The sequence below is a fragment of the Achromobacter sp. PD1 genome, assembly GCF_048541815.1.
Lineage (GTDB): Bacteria > Pseudomonadota > Gammaproteobacteria > Burkholderiales > Burkholderiaceae_B > Achromobacter > Achromobacter bronchisepticus_A.
Genome location: NZ_CP183349.1, coordinates 6,700,910 through 6,717,122, shown reverse-complemented (window position 1 = coordinate 6,717,122; position 16,213 = coordinate 6,700,910). Strand labels below are relative to the sequence as shown.

General features: G+C 66.0%; 14 protein-coding genes. 6 read left to right on the top strand and 8 right to left on the bottom strand.

Translation table 11 applies throughout. The features are described 5' to 3' along the window. The 3 genes from ACM1PE_RS31695 to acnA are packed head-to-tail and all read right to left on the bottom strand — an operon-like array spanning position 1 to position 4,851. On the bottom strand, positions 1-726 hold the full coding sequence (locus ACM1PE_RS31695; RefSeq protein ID WP_059378098.1) for an isochorismatase family protein: 726 nt from the start codon (positions 724-726) through the stop codon (positions 1-3). A 33-nt stretch (positions 727-759) separates the two neighbouring features. Beyond that, positions 760-2,121: a dihydroorotase gene (locus ACM1PE_RS31690; RefSeq protein ID WP_419342115.1), complete on the bottom strand. Its 1,362-nt coding sequence runs from the start codon at positions 2,119-2,121 to the stop codon at positions 760-762. Between the two features lie 30 nt (positions 2,122-2,151). Beyond that, on the bottom strand, positions 2,152-4,851 hold the full coding sequence (acnA, locus tag ACM1PE_RS31685; RefSeq protein ID WP_419342114.1) for an aconitate hydratase AcnA: 2,700 nt from the start codon (positions 4,849-4,851) through the stop codon (positions 2,152-2,154). A 298-nt stretch (positions 4,852-5,149) separates the two neighbouring features. Here acnA and ACM1PE_RS31680 point away from each other — a divergent pair, with 298 nt between their 5' ends. From ACM1PE_RS31680 to ACM1PE_RS31660, 5 genes are read left to right on the top strand one after another with little or no spacing between them, the layout of a single operon-like run. Further along, positions 5,150-5,872, top strand: coding sequence for a GntR family transcriptional regulator (locus tag ACM1PE_RS31680; RefSeq protein ID WP_059378105.1), 723 nt, complete (start codon positions 5,150-5,152; stop codon positions 5,870-5,872). Positions 5,873-5,893: 21 nt separating this feature from the next. After that, positions 5,894-6,790 (top strand): isocitrate lyase/PEP mutase family protein, encoded by an 897-nt coding sequence (locus ACM1PE_RS31675; protein ID WP_059378107.1) that lies wholly within the window; start codon positions 5,894-5,896, stop codon positions 6,788-6,790. Positions 6,791-6,800: 10 nt separating this feature from the next. Continuing rightward, the gene (locus tag ACM1PE_RS31670) at positions 6,801-7,520 is read left to right on the top strand and encodes an SDR family NAD(P)-dependent oxidoreductase (protein ID WP_419342112.1); all 720 of its coding nucleotides are present in this window, start codon (positions 6,801-6,803) and stop codon (positions 7,518-7,520) included. Continuing rightward, entirely contained in the window at positions 7,517-8,290 is a 774-nt protein-coding gene (locus tag ACM1PE_RS31665) for an SDR family NAD(P)-dependent oxidoreductase (RefSeq protein ID WP_280015722.1), read from the top strand. Before ACM1PE_RS31670 ends, ACM1PE_RS31665 begins: the two co-directional genes overlap by 4 nt. Positions 8,291-8,349: 59 nt before the next feature. Further along, on the top strand, positions 8,350-9,381 hold the full coding sequence (locus tag ACM1PE_RS31660) for a Bug family tripartite tricarboxylate transporter substrate binding protein (RefSeq protein WP_306634416.1): 1,032 nt from the start codon (positions 8,350-8,352) through the stop codon (positions 9,379-9,381). Positions 9,382-9,432: 51 nt separating this feature from the next. On the opposite strand, the gene ACM1PE_RS31655 is transcribed toward ACM1PE_RS31660, so the two are convergent. The 3 genes from ACM1PE_RS31655 to ACM1PE_RS31645 all read right to left on the bottom strand — a co-directional run bounded on the left by ACM1PE_RS31655 (position 9,433) and on the right by ACM1PE_RS31645 (position 12,994). Further along, positions 9,433-11,688, bottom strand: coding sequence for a TonB-dependent receptor (locus ACM1PE_RS31655; RefSeq protein ID WP_419342111.1), 2,256 nt, complete (start codon positions 11,686-11,688; stop codon positions 9,433-9,435). A 326-nt stretch (positions 11,689-12,014) separates the two neighbouring features. Next, positions 12,015-12,383: a hypothetical protein gene (locus tag ACM1PE_RS31650; protein WP_223283298.1), complete on the bottom strand. Its 369-nt coding sequence runs from the start codon at positions 12,381-12,383 to the stop codon at positions 12,015-12,017. Positions 12,384-12,511: 128 nt separating this feature from the next. Beyond that, positions 12,512-12,994, bottom strand: a complete 483-nt coding sequence (locus ACM1PE_RS31645; RefSeq protein ID WP_059378114.1) for a hypothetical protein — start codon at positions 12,992-12,994, stop codon at positions 12,512-12,514. 196 nt (positions 12,995-13,190) lie between these two features. On the opposite strand from ACM1PE_RS31645, the gene ACM1PE_RS31640 reads away from it, so the two are divergent. Then, entirely contained in the window at positions 13,191-13,580 is a 390-nt protein-coding gene (locus tag ACM1PE_RS31640; RefSeq protein WP_059378115.1) for a SecDF P1 head subdomain-containing protein, read from the top strand. A gap of 7 nt (positions 13,581-13,587) precedes the next feature. Here the strand turns inward: ACM1PE_RS31640 and ACM1PE_RS31635 are convergent, their stop codons facing one another. After that, a complete protein-coding gene (locus tag ACM1PE_RS31635; protein ID WP_059378116.1) occupies positions 13,588-15,450 on the bottom strand; it encodes a 7TM diverse intracellular signaling domain-containing protein in 1,863 nt (620 codons plus the stop codon). Next, a complete protein-coding gene (locus ACM1PE_RS31630; RefSeq protein WP_306634425.1) occupies positions 15,447-16,139 on the bottom strand; it encodes a LuxR C-terminal-related transcriptional regulator in 693 nt (230 codons plus the stop codon). The genes ACM1PE_RS31635 and ACM1PE_RS31630 overlap by 4 nt, the downstream gene beginning before the upstream one ends. Between the last annotated feature and the right edge of the window lie 74 nt (positions 16,140-16,213).

The following is a 16,213-nucleotide window of genomic DNA, read 5'->3' as shown; positions in this document are numbered from 1 at the left end:
TCAGGCCTGTTCCGCGGCGGGCGCGGGCAGGTTGCGCAGATAGTCCTGCACTTCACGCGACGGAATCACGTCGGCGTACTTGCAGTTCAGGTCGAACAGGCTCATCGCGTGGCTGGCCTGGAAGCGGTCGAACGCAGCCTCTTCGGGAATGATGACCTTGAAGTTGTACGAATAGGCATCCACCGTGGTGGCGCGCAGGCATCCCGAAGACGTGCAGCCCACCAGGATGAGGGTATCCACGTCCAGGAAGTTCAGGTGGCTCATGAAGATGGTGCCGAAGAAGCAGGACGGCTTCTGCTTGGTGATGCGGATGTCCTGCGGCCGCGGCGCCAGCGGCTCCACGGTCTGCGTGGCGTGGGTATTGGCGAGCACGGTCTTCTCGCCGCCGCGATGGTTCTTGCCCACTTGCACGCCGCTGTCCAGCAGGTCGGCGCGGCGGCCGCTTTCGGTATAGAAGACCGGTATGTTCTTGTCGCGCGCCAGCTCCAGCAGCGGCACGATGTGCGCCACCGCGTCCCAGGCCTCGCGGCCGCAATGGGTGCGGTACTGCTTCAGTCCTTCCAGGATGTCCTGGGGCGTGTCGCCGCAGAAGTTGTACTGCACGTCGATGATGAACAGGGCCGGACGTTTGCCGAAGCCGCCGCGCTTGCCATAGCCGGCCTGCGCCAGCACCTGCTTGTCGCGCTCGGTCAGAAAATCGTCCCAGATTCGCTTGGTTTCGCTCATGGTAATGCCTGCCAGAAAGAGAGTAGGTTCAGTTCAAAGACGCTTGAGATAGCGGCCGCCCGGATTGCTGCGCGCGGCGTCGGTAATGCGGCCGTCCAGCGCCACGGTGCGCCCGCGCACCAACGTGCGCACGGGCCAACCCTTCAGGGTCATGCCCTCGTAGGGCGAGTAATCGGAATTGGATTCGAGCGCAGCGGGATCGACGGTGCGCTCCAGGTCCGGATCCACCAGCACCAGGTCGGCATCCTTGCCGATCTCGATGCTGCCCTTGGCCGGCATGCGATAGATGCGGGCGGAGTTCTCCGTGCCGACCTTCATCAGCGTTTCCAGCGGCACGCCACGGCGGTGATAGCCCTCGTGCAGCAAAATCGGCAGCATCAGGCCGGTACCGGGAAAACCGTTGCTGGCCGCCCAGATGTCGGTGTCCTTGGTGGCGCGCTTGCGCGGCACGTGGTCGGTGCCGATAGTGGTGATGGAACCGTCCAGCACGCCCTCCCACATCGCGTCCACATCGGCCTGGCCGCGCACCGGCGGATTGACCTTGGCATAAGTCCCGGCGGGCGATTCGTCATTCAGGAACAGGTAGTGCGGGCAGGTCTCGACGTAGATCGGCGGCGCGTCGGGCGTGCGGCGGTGGCGCCGCGCCTCGTCCAGCGCCTCGCGGCTGCTCAGGTGCACGATGTTGACCGCGGCGCCGGTCTTGGATGCGAAGTAGCAGACGCGGTGCACGTTCTCCGCTTCCAGGAAGTCCGGGCTCTGTTCGTTCCAGGCCTTCAGGTCGTCGCGGCCGGCGGCGCGCAGCGGGTCCCGCAGGACCGGAATCACTTCTACGTTTTCACAATGCACGCCCATGATCGCGCCCGGGATCGCCGCGGTGGCGCGCAGCGCTGAATACAGCAGACCGTCGTCGATATCGGTAAAGCCCTTGGACAGCCCTGCGGCGCCCTTGTACATCATGTAGAGCTTGTAGGAATTGACGCTGAAGCGGCGCGAGATTTCCTCCAGCGTCTCCACGTGCAGATTGCTGGTGATGCCGAAATGGAAGCCGAAATCCACGCAGCTCTGCGACAAGGCGCGATCGCGCACCTTATCGAAGGATTCGCGGATATCCGCCGAGCGATGAAACGACAGCACGGAGGTTGTGCCGCCCAGGGCGGCGAAGCGCGACTCGGTTTCGAAGTCGGTCTCTGGCGAGCCGAAGCCGAAATGCACGTGCGGATCGATCAGTCCCGGCAGTACCCACAAGCCCTGGCAATCTATGGTCTCACGGGACTCGAACTGCGCGCCCGGCTCGGCAATGATGGCAATCCGGCCGTCGATGACGCCGAGCACGCCTTCGGTCAGCCCCTGCTGAGGCAAGTACAGTCTGGCGTTGGTAAGTAGCAGATCCAGCATGATGTGGTTTTTCCCGATAGATGCGTGTTTTCAGCAATGGGCCGCGTCCGCGGCCTGCGTGTCGTTCAAGAATCCGTTGAGGACGCTGGCGGGGATGCCGCCCTCCGCCATGAGTTTGCGTTCGGCGCGAGTGAGCACCTGGGCATAGGCCTGGAAGACGATGCGGCGCTCGCCGTCTTCGGCGACGACGGTGATGGGCTCGCCCTTGCGCACACCATTAGCCACGTTGTCGAAACGCAGGGTTTCCGCCCCCGTCAGGCCCAACTGGCGCCAACCCTCGCCCGGGGCGAAAGCCAGCGGCAACACCCCCATGCCCACCAGATTCGCCCGGTGGATACGTTCGAACGATTCCGCGATCACGGCGCGCACGCCCAGCAGCGCCGAACCCTTGGCGGCCCAGTCGCGGCTGCTGCCCATGCCGTAGTCCTTGCCGCCCAGGATCACGCTGGCCACACCCTCGGCGCGGTAAGCCTCGGCCGCGTCGACCACCGCCATGCGCTGTCCGCTGGGGAAATGGCGGGTCACGCCGCCCTCCATGTCCGGTACCAGTGCATTCTTGATGCGGATGTTGGCAAAGGTGGCGCGGGTCATCACATGGTGATTGCAGCGGCGCGCCACATAGGTATTGAAATCGCGCGGCGCCACGCCCTTGCCGATCAGGTACGCGCCAGCCGGCGTATCCGTCGGGATCTCACCGCTGGGCGAGATGTGGTCGGTCGTCAGCGAATCGCCGAACGCGGCCAGCACACGGCCGTGCGTCAGGCTGGATTCCAGGTCGGCCAGGGCATCGCGGCCGGGCTCGGTCCTGAAGAATGGCGGCTCGACCAGGTATTGCGATTCCCGGTCCCAGGGAAAGCGCAGCCCCGAGGGTGCCGGCAGGTCGCGCCAGATCGCGCTGTCCAGGCTCGCCGGGTCATAGACCTCGGCGAACAAGACCGGATCCGCGGCCAGCGGCAGCAGGGCCGCGATCTCTTCCTGGCTGGGCCAGACATCGCGCAGATAGATGGGTGCGCCATCGGCGCCCGGCCCCAGCGGTTCGCGTTCGAAGTCCAGGTCTATCCTGCCGGCCAGCGCGTACAGCACCACCATGGCGGGAGAGCCAATGTAGTTGGCGCGCAGCAGCTTGTGAATGCGGCCTTCGAAATTGCGGTTGCCGGACAGCACGGCCGCCGCCACCAGGCCGCCCTCGGTGATGGCATCGGCCGCCGTCGTCTCCAAAGGACCGGACTTGCCGCCGCAAGTGGTGCAGCCGTAGCCGATCACGTGGAAACCTTGCGCCTGCAAGGCTTGCAGCAAGCCGGCGGATTCCAGGTAGCGCGTCACCGCGCGCGAACCCGGCGCCAGCGAACGCTTCACCCAGGCGGGCGGCGTCAGGCCCAGCGCCAACGCTTTTTTTGCGACCAGGCCGGCGGCCAGCATCACGCCTGGATTGGACGTATTGGTGCAGGAGGTGATGGCCGCCAGCGCCACCGAGCCATGGCCCAGGGAAGCGCGGCTGGGCGGATACGCGACCAACGCGTCGGCGTCCACGCCGAATCCGCCCTCGGCCAGGGGCTGGCCCAGGCGGTGGCGGAAGTCCGCCGCGACCTCGCCCACGTCCATGCGGTCTTGCGGCCGTCGCGGACCCGCCACGCTGGGACGCGCGGCCGACAGGTCGATCTCTATCACCCGGCTATAGACGGGTACGACCTCGCCGGCATCGCGCCACAGGCTGTTGGCGCGGGCATAGGCTTCGATCAGCGCCAGCTGCTCGTCGCTGCGTCCGGTCATGCGGGCATAGTCCAGCGTGCGGGCGTCTATCGGGAAAAAGCCGCAAGTGGCGCCGTACTCGGGCGCCATGTTGGCGATGGTGGCGCGTTCCGGCACGCCGAGCGCCTGTGCCGCAGGGCCGAAGAATTCGACCATGCAGCCCACCACGCCCGCCGCGCGCAGCTGCTGCGTGATCAGCAGGGCGGCGTCGGTGGTGAGCGCGGGCGCCTCGATGGCGCCGCGCAGCCGCACCCCCACGACCTCCGGGATCGGAAACGTATAGGCATGCCCCAGCAGGGCCGCCTCGGCGTCGATGCCGCCTACGCCCCAGCCCAACACGCCCAGGGCGTTGACCATCGGCGTGTGCGAGTCGCCGCCGATGACGAAATCGGGATAGGCCCAGTCGCCGTCCGGCCGTGACTGGCGCGCGACCACCGGCGCCAGGTACTCCAGGTTGACCTGATGGATGATGCCGATGCCCGGCGTGATGACCCGCAGTCCCTTGTAGGCCTGTTGCGCCCATTTCAGGAAGCGGTAGCGCTCGTCGTTGCGCTCGAACTCGCGGCGCAGGTTGCGCTGCACCGCGCCCTCATCGCCCCAATGGTCGACCTGCAGGGAATGGTCCACGATCAGGTCCACGGGAATCCGGGTGTCCACCCGCGCCGCGTCCCCGCCCGCCTGGGCCACCGCGTCGCGCAACGCCGCCAGATCCTGCAGCACCGGCAGGCCGCTGGAATCCGGCAGGATCACACGCGCCACGTGCAGCGGCAGGTCGGCGCCGGCATGCTCGCGCCAATCCCAGAGCCTGCCGATCTCTTCGTCGGACACGGCGGCGCCCCAGGCGCGATGACGCAGCAGGTTCTCAAGCAGCACGCGGATGACATAGGGATATGCGTGAATGTCACGCCCCGCGGCTTGGGCCGCGGCGGACAGGTCCGCGTAGCGCAGCGTCCTGCCGCAACAGGAGAAAGACTGGATCATGGCAGCGGTAATCGGGAAAATCTCAACTGAGGCCATCTTACGGCTTACGAAAGAATAGTGTCAACACTATCGCATTATTCAAAATCAGATAGAGACCCATCAAAAACAGTTTTTGCCTTACGCAAGTGAAGTGTAAATAGATGGAGCCTCATCGGAGGCCTAGGGATAACCCCTTACAACATCGGTAAAATAGCCAAAAAATCCATGGCGATGCCGCCGATCTGGCATCGATTTCACACTCAAGCCAACTCCAAAAGAGTTGACACTTTTTAAATTCCTTTGATAGGCTGTCAACACTATGAACATCGCCACGACCTCCATCGCCATCAAGGACGACGCCTCCGGCCCGCTGGCCGACGTCGTTTTCGACCAGGTGCTGGACGCGATCTACCAGGGCCGGCTGGCCCCGGGCAGCGTCATCAATGAAGTCGCGCTGGCGCAGGAATTCGGCGTCAGCCGCGGTCCGGTGCGTGAAGCCGTGCGCCGCCTGCAAGGGATCCAGCTGATCACGCGCGAGCCCTACATCAAGGCGCGCGTGGTGACGCTGTCGGCGGAATCCGCGCTGGAACTGTTCCAGATGCGCATGGCACTGGAAGGCGTGGCCTGCAATCTGGCCACCCGCCGCATGAGCGACGAAGAAATCGCGCAGCTGCTGGCCGAGCTGGAACAGGACCGCCAGCGGCGCCTGGCAGCGGCCAATGGCGGCGCCCCCGCGCCGCGGGTCTTCGACTTCCATGAGCGCATCGTGCGGGCCAGCGGCAACAACCGCATCATCAACGCCCTTTGCGGCGACCTCTATCACCTGCTGCGCGTCTACCGCCGGCACTCCGGCACCGTGCTGGAGCGCAAGGACGACGCCTATGCCGAACATTGGCAGATCCTGCGCGCGATCCGCGCACGCGACGCCGAATTGGCGGAATCGCTCATGCGCTCGCACATCGAACGCGCGGCGCAACACCTTTTTGAACATCTGGCGGAAGGGGCGTCCGGCATCGCCGGGCACCCCGTCTCCGCTGCCTGACACTCTTTGGAGCAGTACGACATGCACAACCCGCGCCACCAGTTCCGGCAATTGCTGAAGAACGAACCCTTCATCGTCTCCCCCGGCGTGTACGATGGATACAGCATCCGCCTGGTCGAGGCCGCGGGTTTCAAGACCGCCTGCACCAGCGGTGCGGCAGTGTCCAATGCACTGCTGGGCATCGCCGACATCGGCGTGATGGGCCTGTCGGAAAACGTCACCCACTGCCGTCATCTGGCACGCTCCGTTTCCATTCCCCTCACGGCTGACGCCGACACCGGCTACGGCAACCCGGTGAACGTCTACCACACGGTGCAGATGTTCGAGGAAGCCGGCGTCGCCGGCATCAACCTCGAAGACCAGGTCAGCCCCAAGCGCTGCGGCCACATGCCCGGCAAGGACGTGGTGAGCGAAGCGGAAATGGTCAAGAAGATCGAAGCCGCCTGCCTGGCGCGACGCGACGATGACTTCGTCATCATCGCCCGCACCGACTCGCTCGCGATCGAGGGCATCGAAGGCGCGGTCAAGCGCGCCCGCGCCTACGCTCAGGCCGGCGCCGACATGCTGTTCCCAGACGCCGTGCGCACCGAGGACGACATCAAGCGCCTGGTGGACGCCGCCGGCATTCCGGTCAGCATCAATATGGGATTCGGCATCCGCAACCGTCCCACCACGCCGCTGATTCCCCTGCCGCGCCTGAAGGAAATCGGCGTCAAGCGCATCAGCCTGCCGCGCATGCTGCCGGCCGCCGCCATTTACGGCATGCGCCAGGCGCTGCAGGTGATGCAGGGCGTGATCGCCAGCGGCGAGCCGGCCGACCGTCCCGACCTGCTGGTTGGCATCGAAGACATCATGCAATTGATGGGCTACGAGCAGATGCGCGCCATGGAAAAACGCCTGACGACGCTGGCCGACTGAGCGCATCGCCATGACTGAGCGGAATGCGCAGGCGCATTGCGTCCTGACGGGCGCGTCGTCGGGCATCGGCCTGGCGCTGGCTGAACTGCTGCTCGCGTCCGGCTGGCAGGTGACGGGCGTGGACATCGCGCCGACGGCCATCAAAGGCCATGGACAGTATCGCCATCTGGTGTGCGATCTGACCGACGCCGCCGCCTTGCGCGGTCTATGCGCGCTGCTGGACGGCTGCGCCCCGACGGCGCTGGCGCATTGCGCCGGCGCCGTGCGCACCGGCGGCGCGCTGGACACGCGCCCGGAAGACGCGGACTGGCTTTGGCAACTGCACGGAGCGGCGCCCATGGCGCTGGTCCGCGCCTTGGCGCCACAACTGCCGGACAGCCGCGGCCGCATCGTGCTGGTGTCCAGCCGCGCCGTGCTGGGCCGCGCGCAGCGCCTGGCCTATGCCGCGACCAAATCCGCCCAGATCGGCCTGGCGCGCAGCCTGGCCGCCGAACTCATCGTGCGCGGCATCACCGTCAACGTCGTCGCGCCCGGCGCGGTCGACACGCCCATGCTGCGCGATCCCAAGCGCGGCGCTCCGCCGCAGGTGGAGCTGCCGCTGGGCCGCCTGATCGACGCGGGCGAAGTCGCCGCGGCCATTGCCTTCTTCCTGGGCGCGCAGGCAGGCGCCATCACCGGGCAGACGCTCTACGTCTGCGGCGGCGCCTCGCTGGGAGCGATGCCGCTATGACGCAGGCGAACGCACCCACGCTGCATGGCAAGGTCGTGATCCTGACCGGCGCGGCCGGTGGATTGGGCCAGGCGATCGCGGCGCAATGCCTGCTTGCCGGCGCCCGCGTGGCCTTGCTGGACCGCGACGCGGAACTGCTCGCGCAAACCCGCCAGACCCTCGCTGCACCTGACACCCAGACGCTGGCGATCGCCTGCGACGTGACGGACGCGCAAGCGACGCGCGAAGCCGTCGAAAAAACGGCCACGCATTGGGGCGCGATCCACGCCCTGGTGAACAACGCCGCCACCGTCACGCCGGGCAACAAGATCGCGGACCTGACGCTGGAGCAATGGCGCCAGGCGCTGGACGTGAACCTGACGGGCGCGTGGCTGATGAGCAGGTGCGCCATCCCCCACATGGCGCAGGCGGGCGGCGGCGTCGTGTTGAACATCGCCTCGCAGCTGGGCAGCGTGGCCGCGCCGGGCCGTGGCGCGTATGGCGCCAGCAAGGCCGGTCTGATCGCGCTGGCTCGCGCCATCGCCGTGGATCACGCGGCCGATGGCATCCGCGCCTTGAGCCTGTCGCCGGGCGCGGTCCTGACCAGCAGGCTGGTCGCGCGCTATGGCAGCGCGCAGGCCGCCGGCGCCGCCTTGGCGGCCAAGTACCCAGCCGGACGCCTCGGCACGGCCGAGGAGATCGCACAGACCGCAGTTTTCCTGATCAGCGACGCCGCCTCGTTCATCACGGGCACGGACATACGCGCGGACGGCGGCTACACCGCGCTATAGCTCCGGCCGCCACCATCGACTTCACACAAGACTTACATCACACAGCAAGGGGTAGAACCATGAAGCACATCACCACCACCTCCGCAACGCACGGACGCCCGGCGCGTCCGGCCCTGCGCCGCAGCATGCTGGCGCTGCTTGCCGGTGCCTTCGGGCTGGCCGCCGCCCCCGTCTTTGCGCAGGGCACGGACAACTTTCCCAACCGTGCGGTCACCATCGTCGTGCCCTTCCCGGCCGGCGGCGCCACCGACATCACCGCTCGCCTGGTGGCCGAAGGCCTGTCCAAGAAGTGGGGACAACCCGTGGTGGTGGAAAACAAGCCCGGCGCAGGCGGCAACGTCGGTTCGGAATACGTGGCGCGCGCCGCGCCCGACGGCTACACCCTGGTGCTGGGCGTGACGGGTTCGCACGGCATCAATACGTCGCTCTACAAGAACATGCGCTATGACCCGGTCAAGGATTTCGAGGCCATCACGCAAGCCACGCTGTATCCCAATGCCATCATCGTCAACAACGATGTGCCGGCCAACAATCTCCAGGAACTCATCGCGCTGTTGAAAAAGCCCGATGCGCACTATTCGTACGGCTCGGACGGCAACGGCACGGCATCGCACCTGGGCATGGAGCTGATCAAGAACCAGGGCAAGTTCGAGATTTCCCACATTCCGTACCGCGGCAGCGCGCCGATGGTGACCGACCTGCTGGGCGGCCAGATCCAGGTAGGCGTCACCGGCCTGCCCGCGGTGCAGGCCTATGCCAAGAGCGGCAAGCTGAAGATCGTGGCGCTGACCACGGCGGGACGCTTCGCCAGCGCGCCCGACTATCCCACGGTGGCCGAACAAGGCTTCCCCGGCTACGCCGCTCCGCCCTGGTCGGGCTTCTTCGCCCCCAAGGGTACGCCCAAGCCGCTGGTGGAGAAGATCTCGGCGGACATGCGCGAAGTCATGGCCGATCCCAAGACCAAGGAGAAGCTCGCCGCTTCCGGCAGTGAATTCACGCCTTCCACGCCCGAACAGTTCCAGGCTTTTGTGCGGCAGGAAATCGCGAAGTGGGCCGAGGCCGTCAAGATCTCCGGCGCGCGCATCGACTAAGGCGGCATGCACGACGCCAGCGCCGCGGCTGCGGCGCTGGCGTGATGCGCATCAGTTGTAGCGGAACGTGGCGGTCAGCATCGCCGAACGGCCGGGCGCCACGTAGCTGAACAGGCCCACGTGCGAAGCCTCGTAGATGGTCTCGTCGGTCAGGTTGTTCAGGTTCAGCTGCAGGCCGAAGTTCTTGTTGAACTGATAGGCCGCCATCGCGTCGTAGCGCCAGTAGGACGGCAGCTGATAGACGTTGGCATCGTCCACATAGCGCTTGCCCGTGTAGGTGGCGCCCGCGCCCACCGTCAGCTCCGGCAGGAACTTGTAGGTGGTCCACAGGCTGGCGCTCTGGCGGGCAATGAACTTCATCTGATTGCCGCTGTAGTCGGTGCCGCCGCTCTGGTAGCTGGTGACCTTGGGATCCATGTAGCTGTAGCCGCCCCAGACCTGCCACTTGGGCGTGATGGATCCCGCCACGCCCAGCTCGATGCCGCGCACGCGGTTGCTGCCGGACAGCGTCACATCGCCCGTGATGGGATCGGAGCTGCGGGCATCGGTCTTGCGGGTTTCGAACACCGCCGCCGTCAGCGACAGGCGCTCGTCGAACACGTCCCACTTGGTGCCCAGCTCGATGCTGCGGCTCTTTTCAGGCGCCAACGCCGCGGTGCCCGCGGTCAGGCGGCCGCCTGCCGCGCCGTCCGCGCCGCCGGACTGGCCCGCCGTTTCACCGGACGGGTTGGACGAGGTGCCATAGGACACGTAGATGCTGCCGTTGGGCGCGGGCTTGTAGACCAGACCCAGCTGGTAGTTCCACATGTTGTCGGTGCGCTCGACGTTGCCGCTGGTCACGCGGTAGTTGTCATAGCGCAGGCCGGCGTTGGCTTCCCATTGCTCGCTGAACTTGACCGTGTCGAACACGTAGGCCGCGCGCGTAATGGTCTTGGCGGCGTCGTAGCGCGGCCCCCAGCGCAGGCTGCCGGTATACGGCTGGCGGGGATTGGGGTTGTACAGGTCGTCCTGCAGGGTCTTGTCGAAGCCGCCCGAGGGCACGCCGTCGCGCTTGCTGATCGTCTCGGTGCTGAACTCCAGGCCGGCCACATAGCTGTGCCGCAGGCCGCCGGCGGTAAATTCGCCGAACATGTCGGTCTGGTTGATGAAGGAGCGGTTGGTCTGGTTCAGGCTGCGCAGCGCCTTGCTCATCTTCACGCCGTCCGCCTCGTTCGAGCACGGCGCCACGCCATAGGCGGGGTTGGGCCTGCCGCCCACGCGCGCCGCGCAATTGTCGAAGGACGGGCGCGTCATCACGTATTCGTTGGTGGACTCGCTATAGCGCGTGCCGTTGCGCAGTTTCAGCTTGTCGCTGAACTTGTGCTCGACCATCAGGGTGGTCATGTCAGCCTGGTTCTTGCGGTAGTCGCGGCCGATCAGGCCGTAGTAGTTGTTGCGGTCCACCTTGGGCGGCGTGACGCGGTCCGGGCGCGACTCGTTCTTGAACGGAATGCCCAGGTCGGGCGTGTCGTCGTTCTGCAGATGGTAGTAGCTGAGCGTGACTTGCGTCGGCGTGCCCAACCCCCACGAGAACGAGGGCGCCACGCCCCAGCGGTCGGTCTCGACGTGGTCGCGGCCCGGGATGTCGCCGCCCTGCTTCATGAAATTCAGGCGGAATGCCGAGCTTTCGCCCAGCGCCCAGTTACCGTCGCCGGTCAGGCGCCAGTTGTCGTCGGTGCCCACGCCGACGGTGCCTTCCGCGAAGTTCTCCAGCTTGGGGCTCTTGCTGACCAGGTTGATGCTGCCGCCGGTCGAACCGCGGCCGGAGTATGCGGAACTTGGCCCCTTCAGGATCTCGACCGACTCCAGGTTGAAGGTCTCGTGCGCGAAACGGCCCAGGTCGCGCATGCCGTCGACCATCATGTCGGTACTCGCTTCGTAGCCGCGCACGAAGGGCCGGTCGCCGGTGGGCGTGCCGCCCTCGCCGGCGCCGAAGGTAATGCCCGGGGCGGTGCGCAACACATCCATGAGCGAAGTCGCGGCGCGGTCGCGCATCAGCTGTTCGGTGATCACGGTGACCGAACGCGGCGTGTCCAGCAGGGGCGCCGTCATCTTGGGCGACGAGGCGATGTTGGCTTCGTAGCCATCGCTGACCGCTTGCCCCTGCACGTGCACCGGCGACAGTTCGTGCACGGCGCCTGGCGCCACGCTGCCCTGCGCCAGGGCCAGGCCCGGCGACATCAGCGCGCCGCACACCGCTGCATAGATGGAGGTCGAAGTGTTCCCACCGGCCTTGGCATGGGCCGTCGATGTATCTGCTTTGTTCATTGGACTCTGTCAGAAACCGCCCCGCGGCGGCTGCGCTATCAGCGCGGTCTTGGTTTTTTAAGAGTGCCAATGATATTCATTCTTATTTTTACATTCAACAAATAGTCAGGTTTTATTCAGAAAATTGTCAATTTTGTGGAATTTGGCAGGATCAAAAGACCATAATGCGGCGCGATAGCAACAATCCGTGCGCATCAATCTGTTCACAGCACGCGCGCATTGGCGCTCATCCTCAGGCTTTGCGCATGAAAAAAGCCCCTTTCTCCAGAGATCGAATCCTCTGGGGAAAGGGGCTGGACAGACTCCCAGCCACGCGTCGCCCAACCTTACAGCGAGTACCGGTACTCGCAGTTGAGGGTGGCCTTCAGCGGCGTATCGGCCTGCACGCCCGACACGCTGCGCGGCCGCGGCGCCATCAGCTTGGCCTGAAACTTGCCGGCGGCGTCGCCATTGCTTTCCCGCTTCACCGTCAGGCTGGACGGCATTGCGTACAGCGTGAGCGGCTGGCCCTGGGCCGCGATCACCAGCGTGAATACGGACTGCGGAAAGTCCGCCACCACGAAACCCTGGGTCGCATCCGAGTCGAACGTCAGGCTGCCGTCCGCGTAGCTCAGCTTCAGCTTCATTTCCTCGGACGATGGTGATGGGATCGCGCCTTCCAGTTTGACCTTGCCGCTTTCGGATACGCAGTTCAATTCGGCGGGTGCAGATCCCGCATGGACAACGCCGCTCAACGACAAGCAGGCCGCAAACCAAATTCCTCGCACCGCCATGAGACTCTCCTTCGTGGGCCCCGGTCTTGATCCGGGATCATTACGCAATATCAGTGCGCGCTTTCGTCCGCCGGCTTCAGCACGCCGGCTTCCCGCAGCGTCTCGGCGGCGCTATGGCGGATCGCCGACAGGCAACGCGCGACGATGCCGCGCAGCAAGGCCTCCGAGGGCAGCGCGTCGGGTGCCGCCACAAAGCTCTCGATCGCAGCCGAAACGCGGTTCGTCACCGGGTCTCCGCTACCCTGCGTGATGTACAGCTTCACCGCCTTGCAGCGATTGTTGACCGTATTGATGATCTCCAACAGCTCGGCGCGGCCCAGGCCTATGTCGGCCGCATCCACAAAAGACGGATAGACCAGGCGCAGAAACTCCGGATCATCGGCGGTCAGGCTGAAATACAGGGTGCCCAGTTCGGGATGGCGGAACAGAACATCGCCCTCTTCGTCGACCCGGGCGACCAGGCCCAACTCTTCCTGAACCACATGTTGGTAAAGCGCGGCAAGCGGCGTCGCGCCGGCAGTGATGTTCGACATGTTTCGACTCTCTTCGTATGGATCGCACGGCGGATGCCGCGCTGAACCTTGCGCCGCGAAGCATAGCGCCCATTGCGTGCTCGCGCTGGTCAGATTTGCGCCAGAGATCAGCCCGCGATACATGCGCTAGGATGTAGGAACCCGCCCGAGCCCTCAAATGGGGCCAGGCCAGGATGTCCATCAGAAGGAGCTTGCCATGCCATCAATGAGACAACTCGCCCGCGCGGCCGCACTTGCGCTGCTGCTGCCCTGCGCGGCCTACGCGGAAACGGTCGTGCTGCAGGTGGCGCGGGCCACCGCCGGCGCCGACCCGCAAACCTCCGCCCGGACAGTGGACGTCGAGCTGAAACCCGAAAGCCGCCAGGCCCTGGCCGACTTCACCCGCGACCGCGTGGGCAAGCGCATCCAGCTGCGTTCAGGCGGCGTATTGCTGTCGTCCGCCACGCTGCAAAGCCCCCTTGAGGGCGACAGCTTCCGCATCACAGCGGGGGAACATGGCTTTGCCGGCAAGTCCGCGGAGGAAATCGCCCAGAGCATCATGAAAAGCGGTGGCCTGACGGTGGACGACGAAAACACCGCGAAATAACCAGCCATCAAGCCTGAGGCGCGCGCAGCCCCAGCGTGGCGGTCAGCGCGGTCCGTCCCGGCTGCGACGCAACCTCCAGCGCGCCCCCTACCCTGGCGATGCGGGTATGCATGCTGCGCATGCCCACGCTGATGCCCGCGCGCAGCACCGCGGCCACGTCAAAGCCGACGCCGTCATCCTCGATGCGCAGTTCGAGGTGGTCGGATTCGGACTGCCGCAGCTCCAGCTCCACGCGCCGGGCGCGGCTGTGCTTGAGCACATTCACCAGCGATTCCTCAACCAGCCGCGTCAACGCCATGCATTGCAGGGCACTGGGCGGCGTGCGCCATAGTTCCGGCACCCGCCAGGTGGCGCTGATGTCCAGCTCGTCGAACAGCTGCATGAAGCGGTGGCGCAACGGCGCTATCCATTCCCGCGGCGTGGCCGGCACCGTGACGCCCGCGCTGGAACCGCTGTCTATGGTCTGCCGCAGGTCATCGCGCAACAGCTTGAGCATGGAAAGAAACTGCTGGCTGTGCAGCGGTGCGCTGGCCTGCTCCACCACGGCCATCATGCGGACCAAGGAGCCGCCCAGCCCATCGTGCAGATCGTGCGCGATCTGCAGCCGGTCCTGAAGCCGGGCGTTCGTCAGCGCCAACGCATGTTCGCGTTCCAACGTGGTGGCGAGTTCGGTGCGCGCCTGCTCGATGCCACTGGCCAGCTCCTGGTTGAAGCGCTCGATGCGGCGCACGCTGCGCGCATGGCGCAGCCCCAGCACCGCGGACATGCATAGCATGACCACCACGCTGGTGAAAGGCGTATAGGTTGCATCGCTGTCGATGAGCCTCAGCACCCGCAGCAGATCGTGGGCGCAGGCGGCAACGAAAACCAGCAGGCAAGCCGCCAGCATGGCGTGCTCGGGTCGGCGGGTACGCCACGCGTGCACCGGGAATTGCAGGCAATTGGCGAAGAAGATCGCGGACACGATCAGCACCACGCCCAGTTGCACCTCCGCCAGATGCCGCTGCGGCACGAAGGCCATCGCCGCCAGCAGCACGGCCGCCAGCAGCCACAGCGCCTTCTCGATGCGCGGCACGGACTGCCCGCCAAAGCGCCACGTAAAGACACAGAAGCAAGCAACGTACAGCACCAACACCATGATGTTGGCCCGGGCCGCCGTCAGGCTGTCGGAGAACGGCCAGGGACTGGTCACAAGCACGTTGGCGATGAACAGCACCCAGAACAGGGCCATCAGCGCGTACCAGCCAAAGGCGCGCTGTTCGCGCCGCATGAGCCAGATGAAGAAGCACAAGCCGCCCAGGACGGCCGAGACGATCAGGTTGAGCGTGAACAGCGTGCGGTTGCGCCACCACAGGTCTTCGTACTGCTGCAACACCGTCCACTGCCCGCCCAGATGCACCGGCCCCAGGCCGGGCGTCTGCCCCGCCACGCCGACCACGCGGATCCACAAGGTGTTCTCGCCCGGATGCAGCAAGGCATCGGGAATCACCCAGTAACGCGGCATGTTCCAGCTGCGCGACAGCGGTTCTGTCAGGTGCGGATCGCTCCAGATCCGTTCGTCGTTGATATAGGCCTCGCCCGCCATGACGACGGATTCCAGCGCCAGGGCCACCTGGCCGGGCGCCGCGCCGGCGCAACTGCGGGTCCAACCGATCCGGTACCAGGCGGTGCCGCTATATCCCGGCCAACGGGCGCTCCAATCGTCGGGCAGCTCCACCGCCTGCCATTGCGCCGACTCCGGACGCCGGCCATCGTCGCCGCCCTTGGCGACCTGCACCGACAGTACCTGCGCCGTACAGGCGTCAGCAGGCTGCTGGGCCCACGCCGGCGCCAGCCATAGCGCCAACCACAGGACGGCCAGCCACTTCAATCGAGCAAGCCGCGCGTGCGCGCCGCGTGTATGGCCCGCGTCCGCGAGGAGACCGCGAGCTTGCGGTAGATGTGCTTGACGTGGCATTCGACGGTGTAGCGCGACAGATGCAGCTCCTCGGCGATCTCGCGGTTTCCCAGTCCCTCGGAGACCAGCCGCAGGATCTGGCTTTCGCGCGGACTCAGGGTTTCGACGGATTCGTCCGCAGCCTCGTCGGCACGTTCGGCCCGTCTGGGGCGCAGTTCTTCGATGATGCGCCTAGCCACGAAGGGATCGATCGGGGCCCCGCCCCGCAGCACGCTGCGGATGGACAGGGACACCTCCAGGTCGTCGCGCTCCTTGAGCACATAGCCCGTGGCGCCCGCGCGCAGCGCGGCAAGAATTGCGTCTTCCGTGCTCCATGCTGAAATCACCAGGATCGCCAGGCTGGAATCCTCCGCGTGCATCTCGGCGATCAGATCGATGCCATTGCCGTCGGGCAGGCCCAGGTCGACCAGCGCCAGCGCAAACGGCTGGCTGGCGAGCTGCTCGCGCGCCTGCGCCAGCGTGGCGGCAAACACCAGCGCCTCCGGCGCATAGCCAAGCTGCAGCAGCAGGCCTTCCAGCCGGCGGCAGATCAGGGGTTCGTCCTCCACCAGCAGCACCGGGGCAGGCAGGGTCGACTCGGAAGCAAGCATGTGGGCGGTCATCGGATGAGGGCGGGCGGAATTGCCCAGCCTGAACTATGTCTCAGCCGCGCGAAACCGGATATCCCTGGAAGTTG

Excerpts from the sequence above, each read along its gene's own strand:
- ACM1PE_RS31680 (WP_059378105.1), top strand. The coding sequence starts at position 5,150 with ATGAACATCGCCACGACCTCCATCGCCATCAAGGACGACGCCTCCGGC.
- ACM1PE_RS31695 (WP_059378098.1), bottom strand. The coding sequence starts at position 726 with ATGAGCGAAACCAAGCGAATCTGGGACGATTTTCTGACCGAGCGCGAC.
- acnA (WP_419342114.1), bottom strand. The coding sequence starts at position 4,851 with ATGATCCAGTCTTTCTCCTGTTGCGGCAGGACGCTGCGCTACGCGGAC.
- ACM1PE_RS31665 (WP_280015722.1), top strand. The coding sequence starts at position 7,517 with ATGACGCAGGCGAACGCACCCACGCTGCATGGCAAGGTCGTGATCCTG.
- ACM1PE_RS31645 (WP_059378114.1), bottom strand. The coding sequence starts at position 12,994 with ATGTCGAACATCACTGCCGGCGCGACGCCGCTTGCCGCGCTTTACCAA.
- ACM1PE_RS31630 (WP_306634425.1), bottom strand. The coding sequence starts at position 16,139 with ATGACCGCCCACATGCTTGCTTCCGAGTCGACCCTGCCTGCCCCGGTG.
- ACM1PE_RS31655 (WP_419342111.1), bottom strand. The coding sequence starts at position 11,688 with ATGAACAAAGCAGATACATCGACGGCCCATGCCAAGGCCGGTGGGAAC.
- ACM1PE_RS31660 (WP_306634416.1), top strand. The coding sequence starts at position 8,350 with ATGAAGCACATCACCACCACCTCCGCAACGCACGGACGCCCGGCGCGT.
- ACM1PE_RS31640 (WP_059378115.1), top strand. The coding sequence starts at position 13,191 with ATGCCATCAATGAGACAACTCGCCCGCGCGGCCGCACTTGCGCTGCTG.
- ACM1PE_RS31690 (WP_419342115.1), bottom strand. The coding sequence starts at position 2,121 with ATGCTGGATCTGCTACTTACCAACGCCAGACTGTACTTGCCTCAGCAG.
- ACM1PE_RS31675 (WP_059378107.1), top strand. The coding sequence starts at position 5,894 with ATGCACAACCCGCGCCACCAGTTCCGGCAATTGCTGAAGAACGAACCC.
- ACM1PE_RS31670 (WP_419342112.1), top strand. The coding sequence starts at position 6,801 with ATGACTGAGCGGAATGCGCAGGCGCATTGCGTCCTGACGGGCGCGTCG.